The sequence below is a fragment of the Gemmiger qucibialis genome, assembly GCF_027689445.1.
GTDB lineage: Bacteria > Bacillota > Clostridia > Oscillospirales > Ruminococcaceae > Gemmiger > Gemmiger qucibialis.
On the sequence record NZ_JAQFEN010000004.1, the window covers coordinates 170,287 to 187,229 of the forward strand.

At 53.8% G+C, this 16,943-nt stretch carries 15 protein-coding genes and 1 pseudogene; 6 read left to right on the top strand and 10 right to left on the bottom strand.

The window, feature by feature from the left end; all coding sequences use genetic code 11:
- Positions 1-39: 39 nt before the first annotated feature.
- The 5 genes from PG062_RS08715 to PG062_RS08735 all read right to left on the bottom strand — a co-directional run bounded on the left by PG062_RS08715 (position 40) and on the right by PG062_RS08735 (position 6,463).
- Positions 40-1,479, bottom strand: a complete 1,440-nt coding sequence (locus tag PG062_RS08715; protein WP_270751983.1) for an MGH1-like glycoside hydrolase domain-containing protein — start codon at positions 1,477-1,479, stop codon at positions 40-42.
- A 6-nt stretch (positions 1,480-1,485) separates the two neighbouring features.
- Entirely contained in the window at positions 1,486-3,033 is a 1,548-nt protein-coding gene (locus PG062_RS08720; protein ID WP_270751984.1) for a glycoside hydrolase family 43 protein, read from the bottom strand.
- Between the two features lie 7 nt (positions 3,034-3,040).
- The gene (locus PG062_RS08725) at positions 3,041-3,883 is read right to left on the bottom strand and encodes a carbohydrate ABC transporter permease (RefSeq protein ID WP_114000422.1); all 843 of its coding nucleotides are present in this window, start codon (positions 3,881-3,883) and stop codon (positions 3,041-3,043) included.
- Positions 3,884-3,904: 21 nt separating this feature from the next.
- Positions 3,905-4,816 carry a carbohydrate ABC transporter permease gene (locus tag PG062_RS08730; protein ID WP_333559401.1) on the bottom strand — a complete coding sequence of 304 codons (912 nt, stop codon included), beginning with the start codon at positions 4,814-4,816 and terminating at the stop codon, positions 3,905-3,907.
- A gap of 264 nt (positions 4,817-5,080) precedes the next feature.
- A complete protein-coding gene (locus PG062_RS08735) occupies positions 5,081-6,463 on the bottom strand; it encodes an ABC transporter substrate-binding protein (RefSeq protein WP_270751986.1) in 1,383 nt (460 codons plus the stop codon).
- A gap of 298 nt (positions 6,464-6,761) precedes the next feature.
- Between PG062_RS08735 and PG062_RS08740 the strand changes: the two genes are divergently transcribed.
- Positions 6,762-7,673, top strand: coding sequence for an AraC family transcriptional regulator (locus tag PG062_RS08740; protein WP_114000419.1), 912 nt, complete (start codon positions 6,762-6,764; stop codon positions 7,671-7,673).
- A gap of 40 nt (positions 7,674-7,713) precedes the next feature.
- Here PG062_RS08740 and PG062_RS08745 read toward each other — a convergent pair whose 3' ends face one another.
- Positions 7,714-8,322: a YesL family protein gene (locus PG062_RS08745; protein WP_114000418.1), complete on the bottom strand. Its 609-nt coding sequence runs from the start codon at positions 8,320-8,322 to the stop codon at positions 7,714-7,716.
- 300 nt (positions 8,323-8,622) lie between these two features.
- Between PG062_RS08745 and PG062_RS08750 the strand changes: the two genes are divergently transcribed.
- A complete protein-coding gene (locus PG062_RS08750; protein WP_270751988.1) occupies positions 8,623-9,186 on the top strand; it encodes a helix-turn-helix domain-containing protein in 564 nt (187 codons plus the stop codon).
- Positions 9,187-9,360: 174 nt separating this feature from the next.
- Here PG062_RS08750 and PG062_RS08755 read toward each other — a convergent pair whose 3' ends face one another.
- Genes PG062_RS08755 through PG062_RS08770 form a run of 4 tightly spaced genes read right to left on the bottom strand, consistent with a single transcriptional unit; the run spans position 9,361 to position 14,774 of the window.
- Entirely contained in the window at positions 9,361-10,662 is a 1,302-nt protein-coding gene (locus PG062_RS08755; RefSeq protein WP_114000112.1) for a TRAP transporter large permease, read from the bottom strand.
- Positions 10,663-10,677: 15 nt separating this feature from the next.
- Positions 10,678-11,169, bottom strand: coding sequence for a TRAP transporter small permease (locus tag PG062_RS08760; protein WP_114000113.1), 492 nt, complete (start codon positions 11,167-11,169; stop codon positions 10,678-10,680).
- A 3-nt stretch (positions 11,170-11,172) separates the two neighbouring features.
- A complete protein-coding gene (locus PG062_RS08765) occupies positions 11,173-12,207 on the bottom strand; it encodes a TRAP transporter substrate-binding protein (RefSeq protein ID WP_270751993.1) in 1,035 nt (344 codons plus the stop codon).
- A gap of 41 nt (positions 12,208-12,248) precedes the next feature.
- A complete protein-coding gene (locus PG062_RS08770) occupies positions 12,249-14,774 on the bottom strand; it encodes a glycoside hydrolase family 31 protein (protein WP_270751995.1) in 2,526 nt (841 codons plus the stop codon).
- A gap of 677 nt (positions 14,775-15,451) precedes the next feature.
- Here PG062_RS08770 and PG062_RS08775 point away from each other — a divergent pair.
- From PG062_RS08775 to bilS, 4 genes and pseudogenes are all read left to right on the top strand, one after another.
- Positions 15,452-15,601, top strand: a pseudogene (locus PG062_RS08775) (helix-turn-helix domain-containing protein); the annotation flags it as partial.
- A gap of 17 nt (positions 15,602-15,618) precedes the next feature.
- Complete coding sequence (locus tag PG062_RS08780; RefSeq protein WP_270752026.1) at positions 15,619-15,783, top strand: hypothetical protein; 165 nt, start codon at positions 15,619-15,621, stop codon at positions 15,781-15,783.
- 38 nt (positions 15,784-15,821) lie between these two features.
- On the top strand, positions 15,822-16,031 hold the full coding sequence (locus PG062_RS08785) for a hypothetical protein (RefSeq protein ID WP_270751997.1): 210 nt from the start codon (positions 15,822-15,824) through the stop codon (positions 16,029-16,031).
- 20 nt (positions 16,032-16,051) lie between these two features.
- On the top strand, positions 16,052-16,561 hold the full coding sequence (gene bilS, locus PG062_RS08790) for a flavodoxin family protein BilS (protein WP_270751998.1): 510 nt from the start codon (positions 16,052-16,054) through the stop codon (positions 16,559-16,561).
- Positions 16,562-16,943: the final 382 nt, after the last annotated feature.

Below are 16,943 nucleotides of genomic sequence, written 5' to 3' on the forward strand. Positions count from 1 at the left end.
GTGCTTAAGCCGCAAGGCGGGAATTGTGCGGTGTTGCCTTTATTGCGGCGTCACCTGGGCGGGATCTGCATCCGGCAGGTAGCGGGCCGTGCCCAGAATATTGCCATCCAGGTCGGTGGTAATGCGCAGGCCGGGGCCAGCGGTGAACACCTTGCGGCCATCCACAAAGGCTTCCGCCTCATGACCACTGTTCACGATCTCCCAGCTGCGGCCGTTCAGGGTTTGGGTATAGCGGCATTCCAGCGGGCAGGTGCCCCACACCACGGTATCCCGCACCAGGCTTACGCCGTACATGCGGGCGGTGTATTCCAGCACCGAGAGCATAGCCGGGCCGTAAGCATCCTGGGGGGGCTGGCCAGGTTCACAGATGACCGAAGGTTCGCCGGTAAAGGGGTCATACTGCTGCACAAAGCGGCACTGGGGGCCAATGGCCTGCATCAGCTTTTGCCCCAGTTGGGGAATCAGCTCATACATGCCGTAATTTTCCAGCGCACGGATGGCACGCTGATAGGTCAGCGCTTCAGCCTGGCCGCTCCAGTTGTTGGTGGTCACGTTGCGGAACAGCGGGTCGTTGGCGGCCACGCTGGGCAGCGGCATTTTGGTCCAGAACTCCTGCGGGTTCAGCAGGTGCTCCTTGACAAAGCGCTCCGCCAAAGCATCCGGCAGGCTGTGCCAATACATGCAGCGCAGCGTGTTGTGGATCAGGGTGGGCATCTGGTTGTGGTTTTTGTCGCGGTCAAACATCGCGCCGCGGGCATCGTCCCACAGGTAGCTCACCATCTTGTCCTGCACGGCTTTGGCCTTGGCGGCCCACTGGGCCTGTGCCTCGGCATCGCCGCTGATTCGTGCAATTTCCGCCAATGTTTCGCGGCAGGCATATGAGTAGCTCATCACATCCATCGAGGCAATGGGCACCGCTGTGCAGCCTTGGGGCGGGGTTTCCTCCTCCCACGGGTCGGGGGCATCGGCGTAACGCATGGCGTGGTCTTCGCCGGTATCGTACTTGCACCAAGTCTCCAGGCAGCCGTCCCCATCGGAATCGCGTACACGCCACAGGTAGGCGTCAAACGCTTCCAGCGTTTTGGCCAGCTGGGCCAGGTATTCGGCATCCTTGCCGCCCAGATAGTAAAGATCCAGCGCCGGTTCCGGGAAGCAGAAGCCCTGGAACTTGTTGAACTGCGGCACCACTTTGCCATCAATCACCGCAATGCTGCCGGGAATCCGCCCGTCCGCACGCTGGTGGCGCATAAACATCAGGCTGTTGTTCAGGCCGGTGGCAAAATCACGGCTGGCATACATTGCGCCGCCCATGGGCTGGGTTTCCAGCCAAATTTTTTCATAGCCGCCGCCCTCAACCAGAACGGGGTCGCCGCCAAAGCTTTTAATGTTCAGGCGGCACTTTTCTTCCGCCTGTTTGACCAGTTGGGAAAGCAGCGGGTCTTTGGTTTCAAACCGGACGCCGGTGTTTGCCTGCATCATGGGAGTTCACCTTTCAAAATGTACGTTCAGATAATCAAAATCGGCATGGTTATGCAGCCCTGCCATATCGTGGGCATACACACCCACATGCGCCCCGGTAAAACCGCGGCAGTGCTCGTCCGTCAAAATATCGGTAGGGCAGGCCGGGCCGATGGACTGCCACTCCCCCTGCGGCTGGCGGTAATAGAACTGCGCCATGCCGCCGTCCGGGGTGGTGGTCAGCTTAAAGTCCAGCGTGCCATCCGGCACGGGAACAGGGTCGCACACATCTTCCACCACACCAGTATCGCTTTTTAACAGTTCCAGCACCGGGGTACCATCCTCGGCGCAGGTCTTGCCCAGCAGGTAGAAGTTCATGCTGTCATAACAGTAGGTAAAACCGGCCATCTGCTCCGGGCAGACGGGGGCAAAGTCCATACGGGTCTCGGCCTGCATTTCGTGCTCCTGCTGGCGGCGGGCCACCAGGGTGACATGGTGCAGCGAGTTCATGGATTCCTGCCCGGTCAGCCGCAGCCAGCCGGGGCGGACGGTCAGGTTCACACAATCGCCCAGCAGGGTGCGCGGCGTGGCATAGCCGGGGGCAAGGGCCGGAACGTCAAAGTCATCCTGTTCCGCCATTGCGGGCAGCTCCACTTCTGGCAAATCTTTTGGGGCGGGCACGGCGTTTTGGGCAATTTTTCCGCCGCAGGCCAGCCGCGGCCAGCCATCCCGCCAGGTGATTTTTTGCAGCGCTGTTTCGCGCCCCAGCAGGCTGCCGCGGGCAGAGTTCGGGCGGGAGCACAGGTGTGCCATGTACCATTCACCGTTCTGCGTTTCCACAAAGGAACCGTGGCCGCATTTCTGGATGGCGGTCAGATCGTTCTGATCCGAAGTCAGCAGCGGGTTGTCCGGCATTGTCTCATAGGGGCCGAACACGTTGTCCGACCGCGCAATCGTGACACAATGGGAGTACCCAGTACCACCTTCGGCCACAACCAGATAGTACCAGCTGCCAATGTGATAGATGCGGGGACCTTCGGTGCAGCCGATGCCGGAGCCGCTGTATACCTTGCGGCGTTCGCCCAGCAGGGCGCCGGTTTCGGGGTCCATCTGCTGCACCAGCACGCCTTTGAAGCCGTTGACCATATTGACCAGGTAGCACTTACCGTCGGTATCATGCAGCAGCGAAGGGTCGAATCCGATGCTGTTCAAGTACACCGGCTGGCTCCACGGCCCTGTGATGGAAGCGGCACGGCTCATATAGTTATGGGTGTTGTACCAACGGCCCTTTTTGGTGGTCACGTTGGTGACAAGCAGGTAGTAATACTGCCCGTCCCAGCTCAGGTCCGGGGCCCAGATACCGCCGGAGTTGGGGTCCCCCCGCAGGTCCATCTGGCCGGGTTCGCGCAGCGGGCTTGGCAGCTGCTCCCAGTGGGCCAGGTCTTTGGAATGGTACAGGTTGACACAGGGCCACCATTCAAAGGTGGATGTGGCAATGTAATAATCGTCCCCGGTGCGGATCATGCAGGGGTCCGGGCAAAAGCCGCGCAGGATGGGGTTCTGGATGGTTTTCATACAAATATCAGCCTTTCAGGCCGCTGGTGCCAATGCCCTGAACCAGATAGCGGTTGAAGAACAGGAAGATCAGGAACACGGGGATCAGCGAAAGGGTGGACATAGCAAACATTGCGCCGTAGTCCGTGGTGGAAGCAGAGTCTGCAAACAGTTTGATGGCGATAGATACAGTATAGGACTGCGGGCGGCTCAAGTAAAGCAGGGGGCCCATATAATCGTCCCACTTCCAGTAGAACTGAATGATAACAGTGGTTACGATGGAGGGTTTCATCAGCGGCAGGATGATGCGGCTGTAAATCTGGTATTTGCTGCAGCCGTCAATGGTAGCGGCTTCGTCCAGATCCTTGGGGATGCCCTGCATAAACTGCATCATCTGGTAGATAAAGAACGCCTGGCCGCAGAAGTAAGGCAGGATCAGGGGTACATAGCCGGGAACCAGACCCAGGCGATAATAAATCAGATACTGGGGAATCATGATGACCTGGGTGGGCAGCATCATGGTGACCAGCATGCAGGTGAACCAGAACTTGCGGCCGCGGAACCGCACACGGGACAGAGCATAGGCTACCAGAGAGGAACTGATGACGGTGCCGAAGGTTGCAATGACCGTAATGAAGATGGAGTTTGTAAAGAAGGTTGCAAAGGTGGTGCCGCCAAAGCCTTTCCAGCCGGTGGCATAGTTTGTCAGCTTCAGCTCTTTCGGGATCAGGGACAGGGTGCCGCGCAGGATCTCGGCGTTGCCCTTGAACGAGCCGCTGATCATCCACAATACGGGATAAACCATCATAAAGCCGAACAAAATGACAAATGCGTGATACAGTACTTTGGTGACTGCTTTTCTGTTATGCATAACCGTACTCTCCTTCCCTGCTTAGTTTGCTTCGCTGAACACCCAGAACTTGGATGTTTTGAAGATGATGAACGTGATAAGGCCCATAACCACCAGCATAAACCAGGACATGGCGCAGGCATAACCCATATCATTGTACTTGAAGGCCTGGTTGTAAACGTACAGGGCGTACAGCATGGTGCTGTTGTTGGGGCCGCCGTTGGTGATGATCATAGCCTGGGTGAATGCCATGAAAGCAGAGATGGTCTGCATAATCAGGTTATACAGAATGATGGGAGACAGGCAGGGCAGCGTGATGCGGAAGAAGCTCTGGTATCCACGTGCGCCGTCGATCCTGGCAGCTTCATAATAGCTGACAGGGATTTCTTTTAAGCCAGCGGCAAAAATAATCATCGAAGAGCCAAACTGCCAGACGGACATCAAAATCAGTGGGTAAAGCGCCAGTTTCTGGTTGCCGAACCAGTTGATGGTGCTCATGTCCATGTTGGCCAGCACGCTGTTGAACAGACCTTTGCGGGCAAACAGCTGTTTCCACACCAGGGCAACGGCCACACTGCCGCCAACCAGGGATGGCAGGTAGTACAGTGAACGGTAGAACGTAACCATGCGGCTGGGCCGGGTGAGCAGGTACGCCACCAGCAAAGCGAAAGTCAGCTTGAGCGGCACAGAGATCAAAACGTATTTTAAGGTGATGGCCAGAGATTTCAGGAAAACCTCGTCCTGGAACAGGCGCAGGAAGTTCTTGAACCCGATAAATGCTGCGGTTTTGGAGCCGAGCGAGTAGTTGGTGAATGCATAATAAAAGGAAATGCACACCGGAATCAGGGAAAAGCAGACAAAACCAAAGATAAACGGGAACGCAAACACATGGCCGACGGTATTATCTTTGTTCATGAACCTTTTCAGTGCCGAGGTGGAAGTTTGACCTTTCACGAAAGAATACCTCCCTTTCAAAAAAGGCGGGCACAGCCCTTTCTTCCTGACCGTGCCCGCCCGGAGCATTATGAATTTGTGTTAAGGCAATACCGCATAATTCTAAGTGCCGATACGGCGAGCGAGGTGCGGCAGCTGCTAAGCCAAAAGCGCAGATAATACTGGATGTCTTATCGAGCATTTTGGCAACGCAGATGCCGTGCCGCAGCCGCCGGAGCGGTGCTTGAGCCGTTAGGCGGGAATTGTGCGGTATTGCCTTAGAACTTACTCAGTGAACAGTGCAGCTGCATCGTCATAGGTCTTCTGGGCAGCTTCTTCTGCGGTGATCTGGCCGTCAACAACCTGCTGGATGTAGTTGCGGTAGTTATCAACAACCTCGTCCTGGCCGTCGGGGCTCAGCACGTTGACCTTGTCCGGCATCTTGAACTTAGAAACCTTGTCCATGAAGTCGTACATGATCTGCTGGCCTTCGGTAGCGTTGGCAGACAGGGTCTCACGAACGGTAGCGTTTACAGGAATGCCGCGCTCGCCCTGCAGGATGTTGTTGCAGTCGGGGTCATTTTCGAACCAGCTGATGAACTTAGCAGCTTCTTCTTTCTGCTGGCTGTCCTGAGAGACGCAGAGCATCTGAGAGGACTGGATGACAGCGCCGGAAGGGCCATCGCTGGTGATGCGGGGCAGAGTTGCCAGCTTGAGGGTGCGGCCCTGATCCTGGCAGACGTTGTACATGGTCGGGAACTGGTTGGCAGCAACCCAAGCCATTGCAGCTTCGCCGGTTACCAGGAAGTCGTTTTCGATGTTGGTGATCTCAGCGGAAGCACCGGCATCTGGGTAAACCTCGTTCTTGATGGAGTCAGCACGCATCTGGATGTAGGGGGTCAGCATCTGGGGGTCATCGAAGCCCATGCCGGTCAGATCCAGGTTAAAGAAGCTGTACTGGCCAACATCGCCATACTGTGCAACGTAAACGGAGCAGCCGGCGATGAATTCAGAGGTCAGCATGGAGGAGCAGCCGTAAATGCCAAGCTTTTCATGGATGGTGTTGGCAGCGTTTGCGTAGTCATCCCAGGTCCAGGTATCGGTGGGCTCGGCAACGCCGGCTTCAGCGAACATGTCGGGATCGTAAGCAATGCCGTAAGAGTTCAGGCCGTTGGAGATACCCAGCTGATGGCCCTCAGTATCCTGGGTGGTCTTCAGGTTGGCATCGCCGATGCCGGAAACATCCACAACACCGGAAGCGATGTAGTCATCCAGCGGATAGATCTTGTCCATGTACATGGGGAAGTTGCCGCCCAGCTGGAAAATATCCCACACCTGGTCAGAAGCAACCAGGGTCTTGAGCTTGGTGAAATAGTCATCAAAGGAGTAATACTCGTACTCGATCTTTACGTTCGGGTGCAGGGATTCATACAGCTCGATGGCCTTGATGGTGCGGTCATGGCGGTCCTGAGAACCCCACCATGCCATGCGCAGATCAACTTCTTCATCGCCGGTGGAAGCAGCGTCTGCAGTAGAGGATGCAGTGCTTTCGGCAGTGGAGGAAGCGGTGCTTTCAGCGGCGGAGGAAGAGGCGGTGCTGCCGCCGCAGGCTGCCAGGCTTACGCACATAGCGGCGGCCATTGTGGCTGCAATAATTTTCTTTTTCATATGGTGTTCTCCTTAATGTCAAGCAGTGGAACGGCGGCTGGGCAAGCGATGAACCAGCTTTGCCGTTAACATTTTTTATTCAGGCGGTGTGCACCCCGTCTTTCTTTCAACACTGTCATTATACCTGCTGGAAAGCACCGAAAATACTAAAAAAATATGCAGTTTTTGCTACAAAACACAGTTTTCTTGACTTTTCCCAAAAACAGTGTATTATATATATCCATAATACATAAACCTATTTTTGCTAATTTATGCACAATGCTAAAAGTTACAACTTTATGAAAGGACGTCTTTGCCAATGAGTCCCGAACGCGAACCGATGGAGAACGACTCCAACTCCCGCACGGCGGAAGAATTGGAGCAGCAAACTGTTGATGTTTATGTAGAGCGTGCTCTGCACGGCCCGGTGTTCCGCATGTCTTACGAGCACACCCACACTTATTGCGAAATTTTTTACCTGAAAAGCGGCACCTGCACCTACACCGTCAACCAGGGCCAGTGGCACCTGGAAGCGGGCGACCTGTTTATTGTGGCTGCGGGCGACCCCCACAGCACCCGCTACGAGGGCAAAACCAGCTGCGAGCGCATTATCGTGTTCTGTAAATCAGATGTACTTGCCGGCATGATGCGTGGCGACCCGACCGAAGTACAGCAGGCGCTGGAGCGTTCCTGCAAGGTGATCCTGAACGCCGAGACCCGCACGATGGTAGAAGCTCTTTTGGACCAGATGCTGCTGGAAAACGACCTGCCGCGCAAATATTCGGAGCAGGTGCTGGAGCTGGAATCGCTGCATCTGGTGCTGCTTTTGCTGCGGAATGGCATTTTCAGCCATGAAACCATGTCTCCCAAAGAGGGCTACAGCGCCGACATTGAGCGCGCGCTGAAATACATTGCGCTGAATTACCAGCAGCCCTTAACGCTGGAAGAAGTGGCCGGATACTGCAACCTGAGCCCCACCTATTTTTCCCGCAAGTTCAGGCTGATCACCGGGCAGACGTTCAAAGAGCATGTGAATTACATCCGGCTGCGCCAGGCCACCCAGATGCTGTTGATGACAGATAACTCCATCACCAAAATTGCCATGCTGTGCGGCTTTGGCAGCAGCAACTATTTCAAGGATCTGTTCCGCGCCAGCACCGGGCGTTCCCCCCGTGAATACAGAAAGCACTCCGGGCTGCCCATCCACCCCCACCTGCGGGATAACGGGTAACGCACGGAGTGCCGTAACCAAACCGTATTTTATTGTGCAGTTATTCCAGCGTCATGCCATATTTATCAAAAATGCGGTTGAACAAAAAGGCGTTGCAGTAGCTCGCCAGCCCCGGCGCCACCAGCAGCACCGGCCAGAATACAAAAACGCCCACGGCAAAAAATGCTACGGTGACCATCAGCGCGGCCAGAACAGGCATTACATTGCGCAGTGCCATGGCAATGCCCATCTTGAACAGCGCGCCGATGGTGTTATCGCACCGGGCAACCAGCGGGAACAGCATGGTGATAAACAGCGCCCAACAGGCCAGCAGCACTACGCTGGTAAAAAACATTGCCCCCGCAAACACCGAACTGGTCTGCAGGCAGATCACCAGATCCAGTACCAGAAGGATGCCAACCGCCAGGTACCCCACCCACAGCGCGGTTGCCTGCTTGAGGTTCTGCTTAAAAGAATGGAAAAACGCGGGAATGAGCTGGCCTTCCTGCCCGCGGGCCATCTTTAAGGTAACGTAATACAGCGCCGTTGTGGCCGCACCCGCCGTCACCACCGGCAGGCAGCAGAGATACCACAGGCAGGACAAAAGGAAAAAATCCGCCAAATTGCCGATAAACTTCCAGATTGGATTTTCGAGACTGAAAAATTTCATGATGTGCCCTTCCTGTTGTTGGCTGCATGGTCAGGGGGGCTCCCCTGCCGCTTGCGGCCATTTTTGCTTTTGTAGGGCATGGTACCACAAAAAAAGAGCGCCTGCAAGGCCCGGCAGGAAGAAAGGCTGAAAAAATTTGGCGGCATGTTCAGCAGGAAGCGCTATCAAAAAAGTCTGCAATAAAGGCTGCCGCCTGCTTTCCCACGGTGTTATAGGCGCTCTGGTGGTATAAAAAACATTGTTGATTCTGCGTTTCAAACACCTATGTAAAGAGATTTTGACGGTGGTTGGAAAGTAAACTTGATCGTATTTTTGCGGAAATGTGTTATAAAGAATATACAGAAGAAAGGAACAAATGCGATGTACATAAGTAAACGACTAAAAGAACTGAGAACCGCAAGCGGTTTTAGCCAAGAAAAACTTGCGGAGCTCCTCGATGTTTCAAGGCAAACAATTTCAAGTTGGGAAAATGAAAGGAGCTATCCTGATGTTCACAATCTAATTATGCTCTGCGACATTTATTCCGTTTCTTTGGATGACCTTATGAAAGGAGATATAGAAACGATGAAAAAAGAAGTGGCCAACACAACTCTAAATAAATCCCCCCAAGATGCAATACAACTGATCCAAAGCGGCCTGGTTATGATTATAGGACTGCTTATTGCGGTAACTGGTCTTATCATTACGCTAAATGGTGGAAGTACCCTATGGGGATACGGATTGATGATGATTGGTGCTGCCCTTGCTTGCTTCTTTGCCTTTTATGCTGATTATCTAAAACGCAAAAATAAGATACAGACATATAAGGAATTGAGTGATTTTTACGATTATTCCATGAAGTTACTAAATCAAGACAATCATTAGGAAGCAAAAACTATGGAATTATTTGTTAGGTATTGTGCAGAAACCGGTTGCTTCAACACCCTAAAGTGTATCTGGAACCTTAGCAAAAACAGCACCGCCGCCCGGGTTTTTCCCTTTGGGCAGCGGTGCCGTTTTTGTTTATGCTATTGTTGAGTTACGGGGCAAAGCCTGCGATCAGATCAGGCCCATCAGGCTGGGCAGACCCAGAGACAGTGCCGGGATATAGGTAACAGCCAGCAGGGCCAGCACCAATGCGACAAAGTACGGGATCAGCTTGGAAGTGACCTGCTCGATGGAAACATGGCCAATGCCGCAGCCGACAAACAGAACGGAGCCAACCGGCGGGGTGATGTTGCCCAGGCACATGTTGAAGATGAGCATAACGCCGAACTGGATCTCGGTCATGCCAAAGCTGGTAGCGATGGGCAGGAAGATCGGGGTAAAGATCAGGATGGCCGGGGTGATATCCATGAACATGCCGATCACCAGCAGGATGATGTTCATCAGCAGGAAGATGATGTACTTGTTGCTGGTCAGACTCATCAGGCCGTTGGAGATGGCTGCCGGGATGCCGGAGTAAGCCATAACAAAGGACATAGCGGAGGAAGCGGAGATCAGGAACAGGATGATACCGGAAGTTTTGGCGGAATCCAGCAGGATCTTCAAGAAGCTCTTGAACGTGATGCTCTTGTAGACGATGGAGAGGATCAGACAGTACAGAACTGCGATGCCAGCGCCCTCGGTAGCGGTGAAGATACCGGAAACGATACCGCCGATAACGATGACGATGAGCAGCAGAGAGGGCACAGCGTCCCAAATGGTCTTGCCGATGCTCTTGCTCTTATCATAACCGGTAGCTTTCATGCCTGCCTTTTTGGCGCCGACAAAGGCAACCAGCATGCAGCACAGGCCCATCAGGATGCCGGGAACGTAACCAGCCATGAACAGGGTGGAGATGGAAACACCGCCAGCAACGGTGGAGTAAACAATGAATGCGGAGGTGGGCGGGATCAGCAGGCCGGTGGGGGCGGAAGCAATGTTGGCTGCTGCAGAGTAAGCGGGGTCATAGCCGTTTTCTTCCTCAATGGGGCTGATGCAACCGCCCATGGCGGAAGCAGCAGCAACAGAGGAACCGGACAGTGCGCCGAACAGCATGTTGCCCAGGATGTTGGCCTGTGCCATGGAGCCGGGGATCTTGCCAACGAACAGCTGGGCAAAGTTGACCAGGCGCTTGGCAATGCCGCCGTTGTTCATGATGTTGCCAGCCAGGATGAAGAGGGGCACAGCCAGCAGAGAGAAAGACTCAACGCCGGAGTTCATCTTCTGCATGGTGATAAAGGTGATCTGGTCCCAGGACAGGGTGGACATGGCGGTTACAATGGAAGAAACCACAATGCTGATGGAGATGGGCACGCCCAAAAACAGCAGCACGCCGAACACAGCAAAAAGGATAACGGTTGTCAGTGTAATGCTCATTGTTCTGTGCCCTCCTTAGCAGTCAACTTTTTCGCCGGTGATATCTTCATAAATGTTGATGATCTGGGCGATGATGATGAAAATGCCGGAAATCGGAGCGATAGAGTACACCAGACTGCGGGGGATGCCCAGCAGAGCGGAGAATTCACGGCTGGCAGAAACAGCCAGCTTGAAGCCGCCGATGGTGATGACGAAGATCGCCAGCAGCAGGATCAGGCCGTCGATGGCAACCAGCAGAGCGGTGTGGGCTTTGCCGGTGAATTTATCGCGCACCAGCGTCAGGGACATATGCTCGCGGGTGGAGAATGCGTAAGCTGCACCGATAAAGCCGGTCCAGATCAGGCTGTAGCGCACCAGTTCCTCCGTAAAGGCAACGGGGCTGTTGAGGACATAACGGGAGAACACCTGGATGAGAACCAGGATGGTCATGAAAGACAGCAGAACGGCGCAGGCAATGCTGAGGAACTTATCCATCCAGAACTTTACTTTACCCAAAAACTGTTTCATGTTTTATTCCCCCTCTCGTGCAGCTTCAATCGTATCCATCAGGGTCTTAACGCCGGGATACTGTTCTTCGTATGCTTCGATCATGGGCTGGGTTGCTTCGCGGAAAGCTTCCTTGTCTACATCGTAAACAAACTCAACGCCCATGGTTTCCTGTGCTTCTTTTACAGCTTCTTCAATGGCCGTATCCCACATGACCTTATGGGCCTCGGTGGAGTTGTGGGCAGCTTCCAGAATGATCTCCTGATCTTCCGGGGAGATCTGCTTCCATACCTTTTCGCTCATGATCAGAACGTCGGGGATCATGGCGTGCTGGTCAACGGAGTAGACCTTGCACACTTCGCCGTGCTTGCCGGTGGTCAGTGCAGTTTCGTTGTTTTCGGTGCCGTCAATGATGCCGGTCTGCAGGGAGGTATACACATCGCCGTAAGACATGGCAACGGGAATGCCGCCCAGATAGTTCATCATATCGGTCTGGGACTTCATGTCCTGCACGCGGATCTTCAGGCCCTTCAGGTCAGCCGGGGTGCGGATGGCTTTGTCTTTGGTGTAGAAAGAGCGGGCGCCGGAGGTGTAATAGGTCAGGGTAACAAAGCCGTCATCGCCGGTAGAGAGGAAGAAATCCTGCATCTGCTGGGAGTCCATGACATGGTAGAAATCCTCGGTATCATTAAAGATGTAAGGCAGGCCGAATGCGTTGTAGGCTTCGTTGTACGTTGCCAGACCGGGGGCAGAAACCTTGGTCATGGCGATAACGCCTGCCTGCAGCTGCTCCAGGTTCTCGTTTTCGCTGCCGAGCTGGCCGTTGGGGAAGATCTTGACCTGGACGCGGCCATCGGTCTTTTCGTTCACTTCCTCAGCAAACTGGGTCATGGCAATGTGGACGGTGTGGGCCTCGGACAGACCGTGGGCCAGCGTCAGAACCAGTGGGTTTTCTGCGCTGTAGCTGGTGTCAGCCGTGGTGCTGGATGCGCCGCAGCCGGCCATCAGCCCGGCGCACAGCACAGCAGCCGTTGCCAGCGCTGCAATCTTTTTGAACATTTTGTTTCCTCCTTCTATTTTGTATCGCGTTTTACGGCGCGTTACATACCAATCAGATCAAACTGCTCAAACGAGACCATGATCTCATGGTCCTTTTTGGGGTTGGGGTACTTGACCTGCACGCTCTTCAGGCGCTGGCTGTAGTACCAGCCGCTCTCGGCTTCCTCAAACTTGCGGCGGTGCAGGAAGTGCGGCAGCTCCTTGCCGTCCAGCTGCACATAGAACGGGGATTTTTCGCGGTGGATCATATCCAGATACATGCTTTCCACAGCGGTATCGTAATCGCCCTCGTTGGTAAAGTGAACGTAAGTCTTTACGCCTGCGGTCACGGCAATGCGGGTCTTGAGGTAAGCGCCCTTCAGGTACTCATTGGTGCAGCCGTCATCCTCGTACAGAACAAACTCGGAATCCACATCCGGTGCCATCAGGATCTCCAGCTCAGTGGTCTTTTCGGTCATCAGGTTATGCAGGCGGTTGCCGCTCATGGGCAGGATAGCACCGCTGCGCACAAACAGCGGGATGCTGGAAATATCGACCGGCACCTCGATCGTCTGGCCGGGAGCGTACTCCTCGCGGGTGTAGAAGTTGTAGAAGCGCTCGTTTTCGTTCTCGGTCTTGGGCAGGTAGACAGGGCGCACGGTCTGGCCCTTTTCCACAACGTTGGCAACCAGCAGAGAATCGCCAAACATGAAGTCAACGCCCTCATCATAGGTGGCGGGGTCGTTCTGGAACACGGCGAAGGTGGGCTGCCAGATCGGCAGGCCGCTTTCGTGGGCGCGCACCATCAGGGAATACAGCATCGGGCTGAGCTTATAGCGGAAGTTGATGGCATCGCGGATGTACTGCTTTTTATCACTGAACATCCAGGGCTCGGTCACGGTGTTGTCGGTGTTGGTGGAATGGATGGAGAAGCGCGGCTGGAAGATGCCGTTCTGCACCCAGCGCACGAACAGCTCGGCCTCCGGTGCGGGACCATAGAAGCCGCCGATATCGCAGCCGTGGTTGGAAACACCGCACAGGGCCATGCCCAGGATGGTGGCAATGTTGTATTTCAGGGTATCCCAGTGGGTCAGGTTATCGCCTGCCCAAACCTGGGCGTAACGCTGGATACCGGCATGGCCGGAACGGCAGACAGAGAAGGGACGGCAGTTGGGGTCGTACTCTTCAATGGCTTCGTTGGAAAGCTGGCACATCAGGTTGCTCATCACCGGCTTCATGGTGCCGATGGTGCTGCCCTTGCCTTCAAAGTAAACCTTGGCGTCCTTGTCCACCATGCTGTCATACTCGCAGTTGTCGTTCCACAGGGAGCGGCAGCCGTAACGCAGCAGGGCGTCCTTGATGTACTGTTTCCAGTGTTCGCGGGTGGACTGCTTGGTAAAGTCCACAAACAGGCCGGGGCCGCCCCACCAGGTGCCCACCGCCAGGCCGTCCACACCGGCGTTGTCATCGGATGCGGGCAGGAACATATCCTTTGCCTTCATCTCTTCCAACAGGGGGTGAACCAGCAGCATGCCGGGTTTGATGTTGGGCGAAACAAGAATGCCGCGCTTGACCATCTGGGCAAACCAGTCAGCGGGGTCCTTAAAGCGCTTGTTGTTCCAGGTGAAGGTGCAGCGCTTGATGCCCTGCTCGGTTTCCACGGCGCAGTAGCCGGAGGAAAGCTGGAAGCCGTCCACGGGGATGTCCTCCTCATGGGTGGTATCAATGAATTCCAGCACAGCGTCATCGCTGTTTTCCGGCAATTCGGGGTAGTACATGGAGCTGCCCAGATAGCCCAGCGCTGCTTTGGGCAGCATGACGGACTTGCCGGTCAGATCGGTGTAACGCTCAATGATATCGCGGATGGAGGGGCCTGCGATCAGGAAAAGATCCACATCCCCGGCATCGGTGCGGTAGGTGGAGTAACGGTGCCAGTAGTTACGCTTTTCGCGGCCCATATTGAAATCACATTCAGCGGTGTTGTGGTAGAAGTAACCAACTGCCTGTTTGGTACCGCGGTTCAGCTTGATGTAGAACGGGATGTGTTTGTACAGGGAATCGGTCTCCTTGGCATTGTAGCCCATGGCATCGCCGGGGGCCATATTCATGTACTTTTCAGCCTTGTTGATCTCGCCGGATTTTTCGCCAAAGCCATAGAAGCAGTCGTCGGCTTCGATCTGGGAAGCGTGCATGCGGCGGTGGTTGGAATCCTCACGATAAGCAAGGTCGGGAATGTCTGCATGCAGCAGGCTGCCATCTTTATCGTATACCATGATACGGAAGGGTGCCTTTTCCACAACCACCTTCAGACGGCTGCCCTGGATCACGGCCTGCTTGTCGCCATCGGTCAGTTCGGCAGCGGCGGTCTGCACGCGCTTGCGGCAGTCCTTCATCAGCTCGTCCGTGCGGGAGTCCCAGGCGGTCATGGTCAGACTGTAGGACGCTTCGTCCCAGTCCCCATCAAAACCGGCGCGGATACGCAGAATATCGTCCGTCAAAAACCAGATGCGGATCTCCACCGCATTGGTGGAAACTGAGAAGCAGTTTTCCAGCTTTTTGACCGGACCTGCCGTGTAGCAAACTTTCATGTACAAGCTCCTTCCCTTTTCTGTTTCATGTATTTGTCCGTTTTTTTGGCCTGCTTAAAAATTACGGTCACGCACTTTCTGCTCGTCAGTGGGCATATTGAACAGAAACCGCCATTCCTTTCCCCATAATCCATAGCAGCCTTTTTATTTCATCCCTATCATATCAAAGTTCGTTTATTTTTTCCTCACATTTTGTAGCCTAAATATTGCAAAATGTGATATGGTCGAAGTTGAAGGCCGAATAGGCGGTGGGACGGAGGTGGGATTGGGGATTTGGATTGGATGAGGTTGGCACATCTTCAGCACTGCTTGTTTCCTGCAGTTCTGGCTTCTCCTTTTATATTGTAAGCCGCAACCTGTCCACACCCAGCGTAACCGGGACGTATCCTTTTCTGTACTGTGCAGCCATTTCCGTATTTCTTACTCCGGTTCCTTCACACCGGTGTATGCCGGTACGGATAATTTTCGGCAGTACAAATGCCTGTTCATTTGAACTGCTCAAAAGATGTAACTTTTTCGTGTACGACTCCCCACGTTTCTTGACGGGATGAGCCATTCAGGATATGCTATGAGCAGTTGGATTGCTCAGTCATTATGATACGCACCTCAAATGCCTTCGCCATAGACTTGCGCAATTTGATGGCGCAAGCTTTTTGTGGACAGGAGTGATCACCAAAATGACGTTTGGAGAGAAATTCAAGGCTGAACGGGAGAAGCGGAAGCTGACCCAGCAGGAAGTAGCCGATGCACTGGGGATCAACAGACGTATGATTACCCGGTACGAGAACGGCATTTCCTTTCCGCGCACCAAAGGCGCTTACAGAAAAATCGCGGATTTGAAAAGATGCTCAATGATCTCAAGGCACAAGCCGCTTACGAGGCGGATGAGATGGAACGCCTCAAAGCCGAAGGTCGAGAGAAGTCCGCGACGTATCGGCAGTTTTTCGGCAACCGGCTCTTTTATAAGCAGCTGCTGAACACTTATAAGAAATACGGCTTAATGGACTAAGCGCATCCGGAAGAGAATGGAGAAAGACAGGTGATGTTATGAACTGGATCAATGAATTGTCGTGGTTATGGGAAACACTTGGCATTGCGCTTATTGCTGCGGCTGTCTGCGTAGCTTGCGCCGCTCTGATCTGCAAAGCAGCGAAGAAGAAAACCAACAAAAAGGTGTTGGCTGCCATCGGTACTGCAGCGTTTGTGGGCGCAATTCTGGCGGTCATTCTGATTGCCCGGACCCCGATGCCGATTTGATTAGACAGGAGGCTTTTACTATGGATAAGGAAAAATATTCGATCATATTCAGCAGCTTGACCGGCAACACAAAAAAACTTGCTGATACAATTCGCGCGGTGCTTCCGGCAGAAGACTGTGACTATTTCGGTGCGCCGAAAGCGGAAGAACTGCACTCCGAAATACTCTATATCGGGTTCTGGACGGATAAGGGCAACGCGGACAGTGCAACCTTGGAACTACTGTCAAAGCTGAGAGACAAAAAGGTTTTTCTATTCGGGACGGCGGGCTTTGGCGGCAGCGAGGCATATTTTCAGAAGATCCTTGAGCATGTTAAGCAGTCTGTTGGCCCAAGCAACTCCGTGTTCGGAGAGTATATGTGCCAGGGCAAAATGCCGCAGTCGGTACGGGATCGTTATATGAAAATGAAGACACAGCCAGAGCATCCGGCAAACATTGACGCTCTGATCGAGAACTTTGACCGTGCCCTCTCTCATCCGGATGAGGACGATTTGGAGAGACTGAGGAAAATCGTTTTGGATCGACAATAGAACAGGGGGATTCCTTAGGCAATACCGCACAATTCCCGCCTTACGGCTTAAGCACCGCTCCGGCATCTGCCGCACCTCGCTCGCCGTATCGGCACTTAGAATTATGCGGTATTGCCCTTGTGTTATGTCGCTCCAAATCGTCAGAAACGACATCACAAAAATGGGCGTTGACGCCGTGGGCATTGCATGACCATTATTCCCTTTTATGAAATAAATTAAAAAAGAACTGCTGCAAGCACTGCAAGCAGTTTTTATTCAGTCCTGCATTTTACAAATCATTCTACTGAAAATTCTACTATTTCTTCATAAAAACTTTCTAAAATCCTGTCGGACGCTGTGGTACAATAAACCTATCATAAAATAACATTCCGCACCACAAACC

Bases quoted from the DNA above. Each gene is read 5' to 3' on its own strand.
- PG062_RS08745 (WP_114000418.1), bottom strand. From the start codon at position 8,322: ATGAAATTTTTCAGTCTCGAAAATCCAATCTGGAAGTTTATCGGCAAT.
- PG062_RS08725 (WP_114000422.1), bottom strand. From the start codon at position 3,883: ATGCATAACAGAAAAGCAGTCACCAAAGTACTGTATCACGCATTTGTC.
- PG062_RS08760 (WP_114000113.1), bottom strand. From the start codon at position 11,169: ATGAAACAGTTTTTGGGTAAAGTAAAGTTCTGGATGGATAAGTTCCTC.
- PG062_RS08755 (WP_114000112.1), bottom strand. From the start codon at position 10,662: ATGAGCATTACACTGACAACCGTTATCCTTTTTGCTGTGTTCGGCGTG.
- PG062_RS08780 (WP_270752026.1), top strand. From the start codon at position 15,619: ATGCTCAATGATCTCAAGGCACAAGCCGCTTACGAGGCGGATGAGATG.
- PG062_RS08785 (WP_270751997.1), top strand. From the start codon at position 15,822: ATGAACTGGATCAATGAATTGTCGTGGTTATGGGAAACACTTGGCATT.
- PG062_RS08735 (WP_270751986.1), bottom strand. From the start codon at position 6,463: ATGAAAAAGAAAATTATTGCAGCCACAATGGCCGCCGCTATGTGCGTA.
- PG062_RS08720 (WP_270751984.1), bottom strand. From the start codon at position 3,033: ATGAAAACCATCCAGAACCCCATCCTGCGCGGCTTTTGCCCGGACCCC.
- PG062_RS08770 (WP_270751995.1), bottom strand. From the start codon at position 14,774: ATGAAAGTTTGCTACACGGCAGGTCCGGTCAAAAAGCTGGAAAACTGC.
- PG062_RS08715 (WP_270751983.1), bottom strand. From the start codon at position 1,479: ATGATGCAGGCAAACACCGGCGTCCGGTTTGAAACCAAAGACCCGCTG.
- PG062_RS08740 (WP_114000419.1), top strand. From the start codon at position 6,762: ATGAGTCCCGAACGCGAACCGATGGAGAACGACTCCAACTCCCGCACG.
- PG062_RS08765 (WP_270751993.1), bottom strand. From the start codon at position 12,207: ATGTTCAAAAAGATTGCAGCGCTGGCAACGGCTGCTGTGCTGTGCGCC.
- bilS (WP_270751998.1), top strand. From the start codon at position 16,052: ATGGATAAGGAAAAATATTCGATCATATTCAGCAGCTTGACCGGCAAC.